Annotated in this window: 14 protein-coding genes; 8 read left to right on the forward strand and 6 right to left on the reverse strand. The window is 51.9% G+C overall.

Going from position 1 to position 14,021, the window contains the following annotated elements; translation table 11 throughout:
• Nucleotides 1–140 precede the first annotated feature (140 nt).
• Nucleotides 141–479 carry an STAS domain-containing protein gene (locus BST81_RS00930; RefSeq protein ID WP_075596658.1) on the forward strand — a complete coding sequence of 113 codons (339 nt, stop codon included), beginning with the start codon at nt 141–143 and terminating at the stop codon, nt 477–479.
• 14 nt (nt 480–493) lie between these two features.
• Here the strand turns inward: BST81_RS00930 and purB are convergent, their stop codons facing one another.
• Together purB and BST81_RS00940 are read right to left on the reverse strand one after the other, a co-directional pair.
• Nucleotides 494–1,789, reverse strand: a complete 1,296-nt coding sequence (gene purB, locus BST81_RS00935; protein ID WP_075596659.1) for an adenylosuccinate lyase — start codon at nt 1,787–1,789, stop codon at nt 494–496.
• A gap of 29 nt (nt 1,790–1,818) precedes the next feature.
• Nucleotides 1,819–3,414, reverse strand: coding sequence for a phospholipase D-like domain-containing protein (locus tag BST81_RS00940; RefSeq protein WP_253188040.1), 1,596 nt, complete (start codon nt 3,412–3,414; stop codon nt 1,819–1,821).
• On the opposite strand from BST81_RS00940, the gene BST81_RS00945 reads away from it, so the two are divergent.
• The 3 genes from BST81_RS00945 (at nt 3,413) to BST81_RS00955 (ending at nt 6,192) form a co-directional block, all read left to right on the forward strand.
• A complete protein-coding gene (locus tag BST81_RS00945; protein WP_075596660.1) occupies nt 3,413–4,579 on the forward strand; it encodes a cysteine desulfurase family protein in 1,167 nt (388 codons plus the stop codon). The genes BST81_RS00940 and BST81_RS00945 overlap by 2 nt on opposite strands.
• Before the next feature lie 4 nt (nt 4,580–4,583).
• Nucleotides 4,584–5,291, forward strand: a complete 708-nt coding sequence (locus tag BST81_RS00950; RefSeq protein ID WP_075596661.1) for a DUF1995 family protein — start codon at nt 4,584–4,586, stop codon at nt 5,289–5,291.
• Nucleotides 5,292–5,403: 112 nt separating this feature from the next.
• Nucleotides 5,404–6,192: a metallophosphoesterase gene (locus tag BST81_RS00955; protein ID WP_075596662.1), complete on the forward strand. Its 789-nt coding sequence runs from the start codon at nt 5,404–5,406 to the stop codon at nt 6,190–6,192.
• 36 nt (nt 6,193–6,228) lie between these two features.
• Here BST81_RS00955 and BST81_RS00960 read toward each other — a convergent pair whose 3' ends face one another.
• Complete coding sequence (locus BST81_RS00960; RefSeq protein ID WP_075596663.1) at nt 6,229–7,080, reverse strand: M48 family metallopeptidase; 852 nt, start codon at nt 7,078–7,080, stop codon at nt 6,229–6,231.
• 219 nt (nt 7,081–7,299) lie between these two features.
• Here BST81_RS00960 and BST81_RS00965 point away from each other — a divergent pair, with 219 nt between their 5' ends.
• From BST81_RS00965 to BST81_RS00975, 3 genes are all read left to right on the forward strand, one after another.
• Nucleotides 7,300–7,896 carry a DUF4330 domain-containing protein gene (locus tag BST81_RS00965; RefSeq protein WP_363079035.1) on the forward strand — a complete coding sequence of 199 codons (597 nt, stop codon included), beginning with the start codon at nt 7,300–7,302 and terminating at the stop codon, nt 7,894–7,896.
• A 125-nt stretch (nt 7,897–8,021) separates the two neighbouring features.
• Nucleotides 8,022–9,107, forward strand: a complete 1,086-nt coding sequence (aroC, locus tag BST81_RS00970; RefSeq protein WP_075596665.1) for a chorismate synthase — start codon at nt 8,022–8,024, stop codon at nt 9,105–9,107.
• 61 nt (nt 9,108–9,168) lie between these two features.
• Nucleotides 9,169–10,782: a glycosyltransferase family 39 protein gene (locus tag BST81_RS00975; protein WP_075596666.1), complete on the forward strand. Its 1,614-nt coding sequence runs from the start codon at nt 9,169–9,171 to the stop codon at nt 10,780–10,782.
• Here the strand turns inward: BST81_RS00975 and BST81_RS00980 are convergent, their stop codons facing one another.
• Nucleotides 10,783–12,426, reverse strand: a complete 1,644-nt coding sequence (locus BST81_RS00980; protein WP_075596667.1) for a CocE/NonD family hydrolase — start codon at nt 12,424–12,426, stop codon at nt 10,783–10,785.
• The gene (locus tag BST81_RS00985; protein ID WP_075596668.1) at nt 12,420–12,872 is read right to left on the reverse strand and encodes a cupin domain-containing protein; all 453 of its coding nucleotides are present in this window, start codon (nt 12,870–12,872) and stop codon (nt 12,420–12,422) included. The genes BST81_RS00980 and BST81_RS00985 overlap by 7 nt, the downstream gene beginning before the upstream one ends.
• A gap of 213 nt (nt 12,873–13,085) precedes the next feature.
• On the opposite strand from BST81_RS00985, the gene BST81_RS00990 reads away from it, so the two are divergent.
• On the forward strand, nt 13,086–13,373 hold the full coding sequence (locus BST81_RS00990) for a type II toxin-antitoxin system Phd/YefM family antitoxin (protein ID WP_075596669.1): 288 nt from the start codon (nt 13,086–13,088) through the stop codon (nt 13,371–13,373).
• 341 nt (nt 13,374–13,714) lie between these two features.
• Here the strand turns inward: BST81_RS00990 and BST81_RS01000 are convergent, their stop codons facing one another.
• On the reverse strand, nt 13,715–14,017 hold the full coding sequence (locus BST81_RS01000; protein ID WP_075596670.1) for a hypothetical protein: 303 nt from the start codon (nt 14,015–14,017) through the stop codon (nt 13,715–13,717).
• Between the last annotated feature and the right edge of the window lie 4 nt (nt 14,018–14,021).

Below are 14,021 nucleotides of genomic sequence, written 5' to 3' on the forward strand. Positions count from 1 at the left end.
TAAGTGAGATAGCTTTGGTGATGGATAGCAATTGCTATCAGGTTGAGCACAAGGGGCCGGGTACGAAATGGATATCCTTTCCTGTTCCGATGTCAGCTCAACTGATGCTAAAGCCTGTAGTCTCTTGAAGGTAGTGCGGTATGAATGCTTCTGTAGCCATTTTACGACCCAGTCATATTCTCAGTTCCACAAGTGGGGGCGAATTACTGGAACAAATCAATCACCACTTGCAAGCAGGAAAGAAAGCAATTCTGATTGATTTTTCGGATGCTATGTTTATGGACAGTACCGGGCTGGGGTATTTAGTTACGGCCCTCAGTCGAATTAAAGCAGCCCAGGGTGAGCTCTACCTCTGTTCTTTGAAAGGACAGGCTGCAATGTTGATCGAGCTCACAAAGATGGATAAAACGTTTCAAATTTTTGCCGATCGGGCTGCCTTTGATCTGTACCATTCGGCTCGGAATACTTCTGAATCCTGAATCTTGATCCTCGATCAAATGCTCAGTCGCTGATAGATGGTATCCAGGTGTTGCAGGTGGCGCTGGGGGTCGAAGCAGGCGGCAATCTCCTCTGGTGTCAGCCGTGCTGTGACCTCTGAAGTACTGGCGATCAGGTCACGGAAATTCCCGTCAGGCTTGTTCCAGGCAGTATGGGCGCAGGACTGCACGATCACATAAGCTTCTTCCCGACCCAGACCTTTTTCCACCAGTGTGAGTAAGACGCGCTGGCTGAAGACAACCCCCCCATACAGGTTCAGATTGCGGGTCATATTTTCAGGGTAGACCAGCAGATGTTTAACCAGGTCGGTAATCTCTGCCAGCATGAAGTGGGTCAGGGTGCAGGCATCAGGAAATACCACTCGTTCGACGGAACTGTGGGAGATGTCCCGTTCGTGCCAGAGGGCAACATTCTCCAGAGCCGCGATTGCATGACCCCGAATCACACGGGCAATCCCAGTTAATCGCTCAGATCGAATCGGATTGCGCTTGTGGGGCATGGCCGAGGACCCTTTCTGCCCTTTGGAGAAAAATTCTTCGACTTCCAGAACATCGGTGCGTTGGAGATTGCGAATCTCCACGGCAAAACGCTCGATCGAGGCAGCTAGGAGGGCCAGAACCTGCAGATATTCGGCATGGCGATCGCGGGAGATCACCTGGGTGGAAGCCGTATCCGGTTTTAACCCCAGGTTTTGACAGGCCAAAGCTTCCACCTGGGGGTCAATGTTGGCATAGGTGCCGACAGCCCCGGAAATCTTGCCGACGGCAATCTGATCCTGTAAGGAGGCCAGACGATCGCGATGCCGTAAGACTTCCGCCAGCCAACCAGCCAGTTTGAACCCGAAGGTGATGGGTTCAGCATGGATGCCATGGGAACGACCGATCATGACCGTATTGCGGTGTTGCTGGGCCTGGTAACGGATGGCCTGAATCAGGGCTTCCAACTGGTCCATCAGAACATGTAGACTCTCAACTAACTGCAGCGCCAGGGCTGTATCCAGCACGTCAGAACTGGTCAGTCCCAGGTGGATGTAGCGCCCTGCATCCCCAACATGCTCGTTTACATTAGTCAGGAAGGCAATCACATCGTGACGGACTTCTGCCTCAATTTCCTGAATTCGTTTGGGGTCAAATTTTGCTTTTGCTTTAATTTCCGCTACAGCCTCTGCAGGAATATAACCGAGTTCGGCCTGGGCTTCGCATACTGCAATCTCAACCTGCAGCCAGGTCTTGAATTTATAAGCTTCGGTCCAGAGTTCGCCCATGGCGGGTAGAGTGTAGCGCTCGATCACAACCTATTTCGTAGAGGACAACCGTCACATTATAAATTCAAATGGCACTTTTTTTTCTGAGCCGCTGCTTTGCGCCGAATCGTTGGGGGCAGGCCAGTCACGGCAGTCCCGTATAGACGATCGAATTCACGGCGGAAGTGGGCTGCAGCCCAGGGACTGTGGATAACCAGCAGGGTTTCATCATTATTCTGGTTGGCCGATTCAGTCCAGTTGTGGGAGCCCGTGACAATCGTGGTGTCATCAATTAACCCAAATTTGTGGTGCAGGAGATCTCCCCGAGCCAGTCGCGGCACTCCTACTGTAGTGATTGGATTTTTCCAGGGCCGGTTATTAGCCTTGGGAGTACAGTTGTCTCGACGTTGGGACGGATTGAGGAGGGAGATGCCCAGCATATCCAGGGCCTCGCTATAGGGCCGGTAGGCAAAGCCCGGATCAATCAGGGTTTTAATCTTCACCCCCTCTTGCTGTCTGGTTTCCAGCAGGTTGACCAGATGCTGTTCTGAGAAGACGAACAGGGCCAGGTCAATGCTCTGGGTGGCTGTGCTCAAGGTTTTGCCGATCAGTCCGTTGGTGCTGCGTTCCCAGGGCAGGGTGGGAGAGGTGGGGGAGAACTGAACGGTGAGGGTGGTTTTTCCAAAGGTAAACTGACGGGGCGATCGCCAGGGTTTCTGAGGGCCAAATTTGCTGTCTGGTTTGCCACCTGGCCCATCTCCCCACATCAGGTTGAATTCTTCAGTAAAGGCCACTGCCAGTTCTCGGCTCTCAATGCGGAGCAAATTATTGGCATTGCCTGTACTGGCAGGATGGGCGAAATCTCCATGGGCATCACTGGGGGTGAAGTTGGCAGAGGTCGCAATCACCAGTTGTTGATCCACCACGACAAATTTGTGATGCATCAGCCCACTTCCCGCCGACCCATTGGCGGTGTCGTCGATTCGGGGGATGCCAGCTTTTTGCAGAATGACGAGGGCATCTCCCTGGTTGATTTCGGCCTGGCTCACCTGGTGATCTCCATTCCGGTCCACCAGACGCCGGAATTCCTGGTACCGTCCCCGATCGCGGGGGTCCAGTCTGGCAATTTCTTGGTTTGACAGGCTACTCCAGGGCCGACTGTAGGTGTTTTCCAGGATGACTCTAACCCGTACCCCAGCTCGATGACGATCGGCCAATGCCTGAGCCACTCTGGGCAAGCGGAACTCCTGTACAGCTACATCAACGCTGGAGTGAGCGCTTTGGATGGCTGCCACAATCTTGGCTTCCAGGTCATCTCCCTGGCGGGTGCGATGGCGATAGGGCTCTGTGTATTTTGCTGTACTGTTGTGGTTAAAGTAGACCTCCACGATCGGGTCCTGGGGCAGGGGTTGGGGCTGCTCCACCCCAGGGGGAACCTCTGTCTGACAGGCACACAGCAGCATCAGCCCCAGCCCCAATCCCCCTATCTTGCCCTGGCCTAATTTTCGGTTACCCATCGCCTCTAAGTTCTCTTCACAACAGCCCAGGACGACTCTAAAGTCTGGAAGGCTGCTAACCTGTCCCCTAAACGGCGGATTAAATTCCTTGCTATTGCGGAAAGATTGACGAAGCTGCAGGCTATCCTGAAAGAGAATCCATGCTGAAACAGCCATGCAAATCTACCTGGACTACAGTGCTACAACCCCTACCCGGCCTGAGGCGATCGCTCGGATGCAGCAGATTCTCGCCAGTGATTGGGGAAATCCCTCCAGTACCCATGAGTGGGGCCAGCGGGCTGCGACTGTGCTGGAGCAGGCCCGGATGCAGGTGGCAGCGCTGCTGAATGCTCTACCAGAATCTATCCTGTTTACCTCGGGTGGTACAGAAGCCGATAATCTGGCCATCATGGGAGTGGCACAGCAATACACCCAGCCTCAGCACCTGATCATCTCGGCGGTGGAGCATTCTGCGATCGCTGAACCGGTCAATTGGCTGGAACAATTAGGCTGGTCGGTGACCCGCTTGCCGGTAGACCGTTGGGGACGAATTAATCCTTTGGAATTACAGGCTGCCCTCCGGCCTGATACGGTGCTAGTTTCCATCATTTATGGGCAGAGTGAAGTGGGCACAATGCAGCCTATCCATACTCTGGGCGAAATTGCCCGGTCCCATGGAGCCCTGTTTCATACGGATGCCGTTCAGGTGGCAGGGCGATTGCCGATTGATGTGCAACACTTACCGGTCGATTTACTCTCCCTCTCCAGTCACAAACTCTACGGTCCTCAGGGGGCTGGAGCCCTCTATATCCGTCCCGGCGTAGAGTTGCGGCCTCTGTTGATGGGCGGCGGGCAAGAGTTTAAGCGGCGTTCTGGGACGCAAGCTCTGCCTGCGATCGCGGGTTTTGGCACGGCGGCTGAACTGGCAGCCCAGGAAATGGCCCTGGAGGTCCCCCGACTGATACAGCTCCGCGATCGGCTCTTTGAACTGCTGGTGGATGTTCCTGGTTTGCTTCCTACAGGAGATCGGCTGCATCGTCTGCCCCACCATGTCAGTTTTTGCGCCCAACAGGCAGATGGGGAGATGCTCAGTGGCAAAACGATCGCCCGTCAGATGAACCTGGCCGGAATTGCCATCAGTGCTGGTTCAGCCTGCCATAGTGGTAAATCCACCCCCAGCCCAGTGTTGCTGGCTATGGGATATGACGAGCGGACGGCTCAGGGTGCCATTCGTTTTACCCTGGGACGCCACACCACCGCAGCAGATATCGATTGGGTGGCGATGGTGCTGCAGCAAGTGCTGGTAAGATTAACACCCAGACTTGCTTTCTCTGAGGTTTAAGGTTATGACTCAACTTCCCGATTCCCTGGAAGCAGCAGTTGTCCAGGCTAAGGAGGCGACCCGTGCGGCGTTGGCAGATGGATTGCTGCGGATCCAGGTTGAGCTGGTGTTCTCAGAATTGAAGCCGATGCCGATCGCGCGGCAGTTTCTGGACCTATTTGAGGATCTGGGGGAACATCTCAAGGTCATTTTTCCTGATGCAGGAGCCGCCGCTTTGGCCAGTCGGGACTGGGGTCCCCAGCCTTTTGCTATTCGCAGCCTGAGTGAAGTCAAGGGGCAGCCGCAACCCGAAGATCGGTTGTTTCTTCTAGTCAGTCCCAGTTCTGTGGAAGTCAGCGAGGTTGAGAAATTTAGTGAGCAGGTGGGCGATCGTCCGATTATTATGCTCAATCCTCAGTTGGAGGATGCGGCCACGATAGGGATTGGTTATGCTAGTCGTCAACTTCGCATCAGGTTTTTGAGTACGTTTGAGCCTTGCTATTATCTTCGACCCCTGGAACAGGCAGCCCTGTTGCGAGCCTATCCAGGTTCCTGGCAAGTTTGGCAGGAACTAGATCAGGAATACAAGCTTGTGGCAGAACAGTCTCATAAACCTGTGGGGGAAGAGTTAGACCAGATTCTTTTTGGTTCCCCTGAAACACCAGAAGCGCTAAAGGGGCGAGAGGGATTTTTCAAAGGGTTACAGCGATTTATTAAAGCCCTGAATCAGTAACCGTTGAGTCCATCCTGAGTCAAAAGGATTGTGTTTTTTATTACACCCTGTTGCTAGTGCTCGGATGAATCGGGGCATAATTAAACTCAGAGGCAAAAGCAAGAGGGTTTGCATGGCTGAAACGACGCACCGCCGGATTATCATTGGCGATGTGCATGGCCACTACAAGGGGCTGCAAGAATTGCTGGGTGCAATTGCCCCTGGCAAGGCAGATCAGGTCTACCTGCTCGGGGATCTGGTTGATCGGGGGCCGCAAAGCCCCGAGGTCGTGAGTTTTGTACGGGAGCACGGATACTCCTGTCTTTTAGGAAATCACGAACAGCTTTTTCTGGAATCTTTTCCAGATGGAAAAATTGCTTCTAACGCTTTACAGGCATGGCTCTACAGCGGTGGACAGACAACTGTAGAGAGCTACATGAACCGGGAAAATGGCATTGACCTGCTGATTGAGCATGTCAAGTGGCTGGCAACTTTGCCAACCTATCTGGATTTGGGGGATGTTTGGCTGGCTCATGCCGGGGTTGATCCGAAATTATCGGTGGAGATGCAAACCACCCATGAGCTGTGTTGGGTCAGGGAAGAGTTTCTCAGCATTCCAGAACCCTATTTTCCTGACAAACTGATTATTACCGGGCACACGATCACCTTTACCTTGCCAGGGGTGTCTCCTGGTGAAGTGGCTCAGGGCTATGGTTGGATGGACATTGATACGGGCGCTTACCATCCGAAGAGTGGATGGCTGACTGGATTAGATTTAACCCACCAGATGGTCTACCAGTTCAATGTTTATCAGAACTGTTCTCGTAAGTTACCGCTGGCCGAGATCACGACCTGGGTTGATCCGTCTGATATTACCGATCGCTACCAGCACCTGCGGAAGCAGTCGGCAGTAAGCCCATAAAGACGTTGTATGCAAGGTCTTTACGGGCTTCTGGAGCTAGAGCAGGCTCTTGACTCGGCTGGTATAGGTCGAGCTATTTAACCCATCCCCTCGATTGGCCGTGGATGGATTGATCTTGCTCTTGAGAGCGCTAATTCGGTTGCCTGTATCCGGGTGGGTACTTAAAAATTCTGGTGTTCCAGAGGATCCCTTCAGAAGCTTCTCCATGAAAGAGACCATGGCTGAAGGAGCATAACCCGCCCCACTCATCGTCCGTAGACCTCGCTGATCGGCGTCATACTCTGCTTGACGGCTGTTGGGTCTGTTCAAAGCCAGTTCCACGCCTATGCCAACCAGCTCGCTCTGATCGATACCGGCGACGTTGGCAACTCCCCGTTGAATGGCGACTTGCTTCAGTTGTTCAACCAGGTGACGGCCTGCAATATGGCCGATTTCATGGCCCAGGACACTCGCTACCTGAGCTTCGTTATCTGCAAGTCTGAGCAGGCCGGTTGTGATGTAAACAAACCCTCCCATCGTGGCGAAGGCATTCACGTTCTGGTCTGCAACAACTTGGAAGGTATAGGGAATGTTGGGACGATCGCTCTTGGGTACCAATCGTTGACCAGCCTGATTCACAAAAGCATTCAGGGTTGGATTATTGTAAATTCGAAACTCTCTACTCGTTAGCTCGGCATTCATCTGTTTGCCGATCTCAACTTCCTGCTGATCGGAGAGGTTTGAGAGTTGAATAATTTGAACTCCTTGGAAAATTAAATCTGTAATTGAAATTGCCTGCAGGCGCAGTGGAACACTGAGCAACACTGCGATCGCGACCACCAGAGAGATGGCAGGGTAAAGCCAACGACGATGGAAGCGACGCCAGAACAACGACAGGGAGTTAAGCATGGTAGTGTGGGAGAACTGGAGAAGATTTTAATAGGTTGGACGTATATCCAATCTAGAAGGTTGCAATTTTAAGACTTTTGAGGGTGAAGTATAGATCTTGATACTTAAAGACTATCTCTCACAGCGCTTCCCTACAAGAGATGAAGATAGCTAACCCATTCAAGACCAGGGGACTCTGCAAGCAACCTTGGTTATGGTAATCTGACACAGGATTCTTCCATGAGCTCTAATCCTCAGCTTTTAGGATGGGAGACTCTGGGGCAGTTTCTTTACAGGAAGGAACCCGGTATGGCTATTCTGGATTCTCAAGGTCGTCTATTTGGCAAGATCAACATTTTAGATGCAGGGGCTATCCTGGTCATCCTGCTGGTGCTGATTGGTATCTTTGTCTATCCTGGCGCTACCGGCTCTGTTGCCCAGGTTGGCGTTCAGACTCAAGCTGTAGAGATTGATGTCATCTCGAAGGGGGTGGGAACCAGTCATGCAGATGCTTTTATCAAGGATCTGCAAGGAACCAAAACCATTAACCTGATTATTCGGAACCAGCCCTATGGTCAGGTCAACCTGAAATCCGTCCAGCTTTTACCTCGTAACACTGCTGTTCCCCAGCCTGATGGTTCTGTTAAGGCGCTGAAAGATCCCCGTCCGGAGTTGGACTACAGCACCGATATGATGCTGACGCTGGGGGGTGAAGCGAAGGTGACCAAGGATGGATATGTCTTGGGAAATAGCAAAATCAAGATTGGTAGCCTGGTTGAGATGGAAGGATTGAAATTTAATTTCAATGGCAGTGTCGTTGATGTTCGTCCCCAGTAGCAGCGCGATTGATCGCGCCTGTAGGGGGGAGGGAGATTTCTGCATGGGAAGGATGGCAGAATCTAAGTCAGAGTAAGGGGATTTGCCATAAAATAGTTGTCCGGTCAATTTTTCGGCAATGATGTATGGGCAACACTTTTGGTCATCTCTTTCGCGTTACTACCTTTGGTGAATCCCATGGTGGGGGCGTTGGCGTCATTATCGATGGTTGCCCGCCCCGATTGGAGATCTCTGCGGAGGAGATTCAGGTGGATCTGGACCGGCGGCGTCCTGGCCAGAGCAAGATTACCACGCCCCGCAATGAAGCCGATGCCTGTGAGATTCTGTCTGGCGTCTTTGAGGGGAAGACTCTGGGCACCCCGATCGCCATCCTGGTCCGCAACAAGGATGCCCGTTCCCAGGATTACGATGAGATGGCTGAAAAATATCGCCCGTCCCACGCGGATGCGACCTACGACGCTAAGTATGGGATTCGCAACTGGCAGGGTGGTGGACGTTCCTCGGCCCGTGAGACGATCGGACGGGTGGCTGCTGGCGCGATCGCTAAGAAGATCCTGGCTCAGGTGGCGGGCGTGGACATCATCGCCTACGTTAAGCGGATTAAAGACATAGAGGCGGTGGTTGATCCGGCTACGGTGACCCTGGCTCAGGTAGAAAGCAATATTGTTCGGTGTCCGGATGGGGATTGTGCCGATCGTATGATTGACCTGATTGAACAGGTGCGGCGGGAGGGAGATTCGATCGGGGGTGTGGTGGAATGTGTAGCCCGCCATGTTCCCAAAGGACTGGGTTCACCCGTATTCGACAAACTGGAAGCGGACCTGGCCAAGGCAGTGATGTCCCTCCCGGCCACCAAGGGCTTTGAGATTGGCTCTGGCTTTGCCGGGACTCTGCTGACGGGCAGTGAACACAACGACGAATACTATATGGAGGAGGGGCAGATCCGCACGGTCACTAATCGATCGGGTGGGGTGCAGGGTGGGATCTCGAATGGAGAGAACATTCTGCTCCGGATTGCCTTTAAGCCAACGGCAACGATTCGTAAGGAACAGCGCACAGTCACCCAATCGGGGGAAGAAACACTGCTGGCAGCCAAGGGACGTCATGATCCTTGTGTGTTGCCTCGCGCCGTCCCTATGGTAGAAGCCATGGTGGCTTTGGTGCTGTGTGACCATCTGCTGCGCCAGCAGGGCCAATGCACCCTGTTCTAATCAGGCTATACTGGGGACCTGACCGAAAAACGCAGGAATATTGCATGCGAGGATCCTTGCTATGCTTCGCTTGCTATCAATTGTCGGGATCATAGTTATCCTGTCGTTGGGTATTTTCCTGCGCGTAAGCCATCTCGATGGCAAGCCGATCTGGGCTGATGAATCAGTCACCTTGTCTGTAGTCTCTGGTTACTGGCCAACGGATTGGATTCATCGCTTTTCCTCTGGCCAGGTATTTACTGTTAAAGAGCTGCTCCAATATCAATACCCAAATTCAGATCGGGGTTGGGGAGAGGTTTGGAAGCTGATTGCTGAAGATACCCATCCACCTCTTTATCCCATATTGGCGCGTTACTGGTTGCTGTGGTTTGGGAACTCCGTGACTGTGCTCCGGAGTCTATCTGTTGTCTTTGGGCTGTTATTAATTCCCTGTATCTATTGGCTGAGCTGGGAACTCTTTCGTTCACCTCTGCTAGGTTTGCTTGCAGCGTTATTGATGGCGGTTTCTCCGATTCATATTTACTATGCCCAGGAAGCGCGTCTGTACAGTTTATTCACCCTATTGACCCTGCTTTCTGCGATTGCCTTGCTCAGGGCCATTCGACTCAAGACTAGAATGGCATGGCTGATATATGGCCTGACACTAGTGCTGGGATTGTATAGCTATCTTTTTTTCATATTTGTTGCGATCGGCTACTTAGGTTATGTCTTTTTCTTAGAAGGCTTTTGTTGGACTCGAACTTCAGTTAAATCACTCATTGCTTTTTTGGCGAGCTTAATTATTTTTGTGCCCTGGATTGTAGTAATAGTCGAAAATTACAGCGATTTTAAGGAGCGCTCTGCCTGGGTTGGTGAGCAAGCATTGAGTTTGACGGGAGCCGTTCGACTGTGGATTCAAAATATCAGTTTAGCCTTCTTTGATCCCTGGATTTTTCCCTATTTTAGATTGGGAAAAATCAATCCTTTTGTATATATTCTGGTTCTATTCGTTCTGATTTTTGTGGGTTATTCCCTTTACTTTCTTTGTTCTAAAGCTTCAAAGAAACAGTATGGATTTATCTTAAGTTTAGTGCTTTCAACAGGTCTACCTTTAGTTCTGGCTGATTTGTTTTTAGGAGGGAATCGTCAAACTTGGCCTCGATATTTACTTCCCGTCTATTTGGGGATTCAACTTGCAGTTTCCTATCTTCTATCTGTTCGGATAACTTCTGTCAAAACTCCTGGCAGGGTGAATAAAGCCTGGTTTATGCTGGGAACTATTCTATTAGTTTTGAGTTTGTTTTGTAGTGTAATTTATGTTCAGGCTGATACCTGGTGGAATAAGTATGAATCAGGTGTGCTTGTTCAAATAGCTCGAACAATTGATCAGGCTGAACAGCCCCTGGTTCTAGTTGATCTGACCGATCGGCCTGAGAATGCTCATCCGCTGATTTATCACAGTCTTAATCCCGATGTTCGGGTGCAATTTGTGGCTTATCCTGATTCTAAAGCGCTCGATTTTAATCGATTTGATCAGGTGTTTGTTTTTGCTAACTCTAATCGAGCTCCTATTTCAAACTGGTTCAATTCCAAACTTTCCCAGCAAGGCTATACCCTAAAGCAAGGTCTTAAATTCTCTGGCAGCGGGAATTTTCAGGGCATGTCTCTCTATCGGGTTGTGCCAATCAGATTCTGATTAGCAGGGTTCCGCAGGGTAAAACCTCACAGAGGAAGGACAGTCCGGACCACTGTGTACAGTGACAGTAATAATGCGGGCTTCCATAGCTCTGGCTTCGGTGGGGAGGGTGCCTGTGCCAGGATTGACTGGATAGGCGGGAAAGCAGGCAGCACTGAGACTGAGACGCACGGCATGGCCGATCGGCAGGCGAGCGCAGGTTGCCTGGAGAGAAATGATCAGGGGGGATGTTGGTTGACCTGGAGCCACCCGGATATATCCCTGGGTCAGGTTGAAGACTTGCCCATGGGGATGCACATCTGATAGTACTGCACAGAGGTCAAAGCTGGGGGCGTCGGCACTGCACCACAGTTCTACGGTGATCTCCCCCAGCAGGGATAGGTCTGTGGTCAAGGGCGGGGTGGTGTAGGTGAGGACATCAGAGCGGCAATCCAGAGCTGCCCGATCGACCATGCCAGAGGGGATGGCGGCATGGCCGCCCAGGGCTGGAACGGGTCGCCAGGGATCATGGACGAAGACATCAATGGCATCGGCTTTCGGCAAGGTGTTCAGGAGTTGGCCATCCTGCTCCTGCAGGGCGGCCAGTCCACTGCTGCTGAGGAAGAAGTGCCGATCGGGCGGCTGGGGCCAGCGATCGAACGATCGCCAGCAATTACTACCCATTTCAAACAGGGAGATGGGTAGTTCTGCCAGCACACCCCTGTCCTGCTCCTTGAGGAACTGGTCAAACCAGCGGATTTGTAGCCGATCGATCGGGTTGGCTGCCTCCGGGCCAAAGTCCACGGCTCCCACTCGCCGCCCCCAGGGCAAATGCGCCCAGGGACCCACTAGCAGGAACTGGAACTGGCTGCTGCGCTCAACCATCTCCCGGTAGAGGTGCAGGGTGCCCCGTAGGTAGGTATCGAACCAGCCGCCGATATGTAACATGGGCAAGTCAACGGGCTGGAAATCGCGACAGGGAGAGAGTTGCTCCCAGTAGTCATCCGGTTGAGGATGGGCTAACCAGTCGTGATAGAAGGAATCGGGGGCCAGATCTTGCAGAATCTGAGGTTGGGCCGCAATCGGACCGGACAGAGGCAAGTTGCGGGCAGCGGCGGCCAGAGCCAGAAAGGAAGGCTCTTTCCCCTGCAGACGGGCGGTTTCGGCGGCCAACTGAATGGCCCAACCCAGGTTAGCCTGCAGACAGAAAGCACCGCCTTCATAGGCCCAATCGGCATAGAGGTCATAGCCCACCATGGCGGGACAGAGGGTTTTAAGGGCGGGGGGAAGATCGATCGCCGCATAGAGTTGGGTCATGCCCTGGTAAGAGAAGCCGTACATGCCCACCGTACCCGTACTGTCCGGTAAGGCAGCGGCCCAGTTGACCGTATCCACCCCATCCTCCCGCTCATGGGCAAAGAGCTGGAACTCCCCTTCCGAAGTCCCCCGCCCCCGCACATCCTGAATCACGACGATGTAGCCGTGGGCAGCATACCAGGTCGGATGGGCATAGACGACGGTGGAGGCGATCGAGCGGCCATAGGGTTGCCGCATCAGCAACACCGGCCAGGGACCAACCCCATCGGGATAGTATACGTCTGCATCTAGACGTACTCCGTCCCTGGTTTGAAGGGATAGGGTTTGGCAAGGTCGTACCCTTAACACGGCACAGGAACCGTCCGCTGCAGCACCCTCATATCTTCCTCATCCAGTTCAACTGGTGTCCCACTGCGGATCAACTCTGCGAAGTCTTCATTTGGCACCATAATACAAAGAGCATACAGCCGATCGGATCCCGTATTCTCAATCACATGGGTTCCTGTGGGCGGAACCAGAATACTGTCCCCGGATCGAATCGGTACAATCTTGCCATCACAGTTGGCCGATCCTTCGCCCTTCAGAACGAAGAACATTTCGACGGCTCGCTGATGACGATTGGGGGGTGTTTTACCCCCGACATCAAAAATTTCCACACAGAAGGTGAGGGACATGCCAGCAATTACGGGGTCAAACACGATCGCCAACCGATTCGTGTCCTGGGGACTGATCCGAAACGCCTGATAATTTTCGGGGGACTTAATGATTGGGATAACACAGTGAATGGCTTCCATAAATCTTTCCTGCGGGAGAGGCATTGAGCATTAGTCACAGGTTGATAGGTTTTGCCTGAAGAGGCATGGCTAAAGACGGTTATGCTGCCCTATCTTGCTTTATTGTCACCAGCAGGAAGCTTCTGCGCTGTAGCGTATGACATTTCTGTGGACTCTTTCATGCTAATGAGATAGCATGAAATTTCATGTATATCCCATGTTGAAGTGATGAGCATGCTTGATACACGCAATATCTATCCTCTTTCTGATTTTCAACGAAATGCAAAGGAATTTATCGCGCACTTACAGGAGAGTCATAAGCCTATTATTTTGACTGTTAACGGTAAGGCGGCGGTTGTCATCCAAGATGCAGCTTCATATCAGGCGTTGCTCGATGCTCTGGAAATGGAGCAGTCTGCAGCAGCAATTCAGCTATCCATCAAAGAGGCAGCAGAGGGAAAAGATGTGGATGCCAAAGAGGGCTTGCAAGCATTAAGGGCAAAACATGGAATATCGAGTTAGGATAACGCCTACTGCTCTGGCTAATGCTGGAGATATTTATTTATGGATCAGTTCTGACAATCCTGCCGCAGCCGTGGAATAGTTTAACAGCTTGTTTGATGCAGTGGACTCTCTTTCCTCAATGCCCAACCGCTGTCCTGTCGCACCAGAAACCCAGTTGGTTGGGATAGAAATACGCTGCTTTCTCTATAAGAGGTTATATAGAATCCTTTTCTCTGTAGAAGGTGATTTAGTAATGGTTCACCATATCCGTCATGCTTCACGCAGACTTGCAACAAAAGAGGAATTTTTCACAGAACCGCCAAAGTAATCCTTAAAAATCACTGAATCTTGAAAGGGGATTAATACAAACCATCCTCTTCATTAGGAAAAGCGGCAAATTCTGTATGAATGTTTTCATCATAATATTTCAAGCCAAGCTTGATCAGGCGCAAGAGAAATCGGTAATCATCGTGGCCAATTATTTGTCTTGACCATGAACTAGCCCTGTACAGTTGTGAATATCGGTTAAATATTTCAAACCCTTGATTCAGCAATGTTTCAACCTCGCTATGGGTAAGTGGGTGAGAGCATCCCAGTTTTGCAAGGTTGCCCTCATCCCCCAGCCCCTTCTCCCAAAGAGGGAGAAGGGGAGCCAGATTCAAAGTC

Origin of the sequence: Leptolyngbya sp. 'hensonii' (assembly GCF_001939115.1) — a bacterium.
Classification (GTDB): Bacteria; Cyanobacteriota; Cyanobacteriia.

Excerpts from the sequence above, each read along its gene's own strand:
- BST81_RS00950 (WP_075596661.1), top strand. The coding sequence starts at position 4,584 with ATGACTCAACTTCCCGATTCCCTGGAAGCAGCAGTTGTCCAGGCTAAG.
- aroC (WP_075596665.1), top strand. The coding sequence starts at position 8,022 with ATGGGCAACACTTTTGGTCATCTCTTTCGCGTTACTACCTTTGGTGAA.
- BST81_RS00965 (WP_363079035.1), top strand. The coding sequence starts at position 7,300 with ATGAGCTCTAATCCTCAGCTTTTAGGATGGGAGACTCTGGGGCAGTTT.
- BST81_RS00960 (WP_075596663.1), bottom strand. The coding sequence starts at position 7,080 with ATGCTTAACTCCCTGTCGTTGTTCTGGCGTCGCTTCCATCGTCGTTGG.
- BST81_RS00985 (WP_075596668.1), bottom strand. The coding sequence starts at position 12,872 with ATGGAAGCCATTCACTGTGTTATCCCAATCATTAAGTCCCCCGAAAAT.
- BST81_RS00990 (WP_075596669.1), top strand. The coding sequence starts at position 13,086 with ATGCTTGATACACGCAATATCTATCCTCTTTCTGATTTTCAACGAAAT.
- BST81_RS00975 (WP_075596666.1), top strand. The coding sequence starts at position 9,169 with ATGCTTCGCTTGCTATCAATTGTCGGGATCATAGTTATCCTGTCGTTG.
- BST81_RS00945 (WP_075596660.1), top strand. The coding sequence starts at position 3,413 with ATGCAAATCTACCTGGACTACAGTGCTACAACCCCTACCCGGCCTGAG.
- BST81_RS00930 (WP_075596658.1), top strand. The coding sequence starts at position 141 with ATGAATGCTTCTGTAGCCATTTTACGACCCAGTCATATTCTCAGTTCC.
- BST81_RS00940 (WP_253188040.1), bottom strand. The coding sequence starts at position 3,414 with ATGGCTGTTTCAGCATGGATTCTCTTTCAGGATAGCCTGCAGCTTCGT.
- BST81_RS00955 (WP_075596662.1), top strand. The coding sequence starts at position 5,404 with ATGGCTGAAACGACGCACCGCCGGATTATCATTGGCGATGTGCATGGC.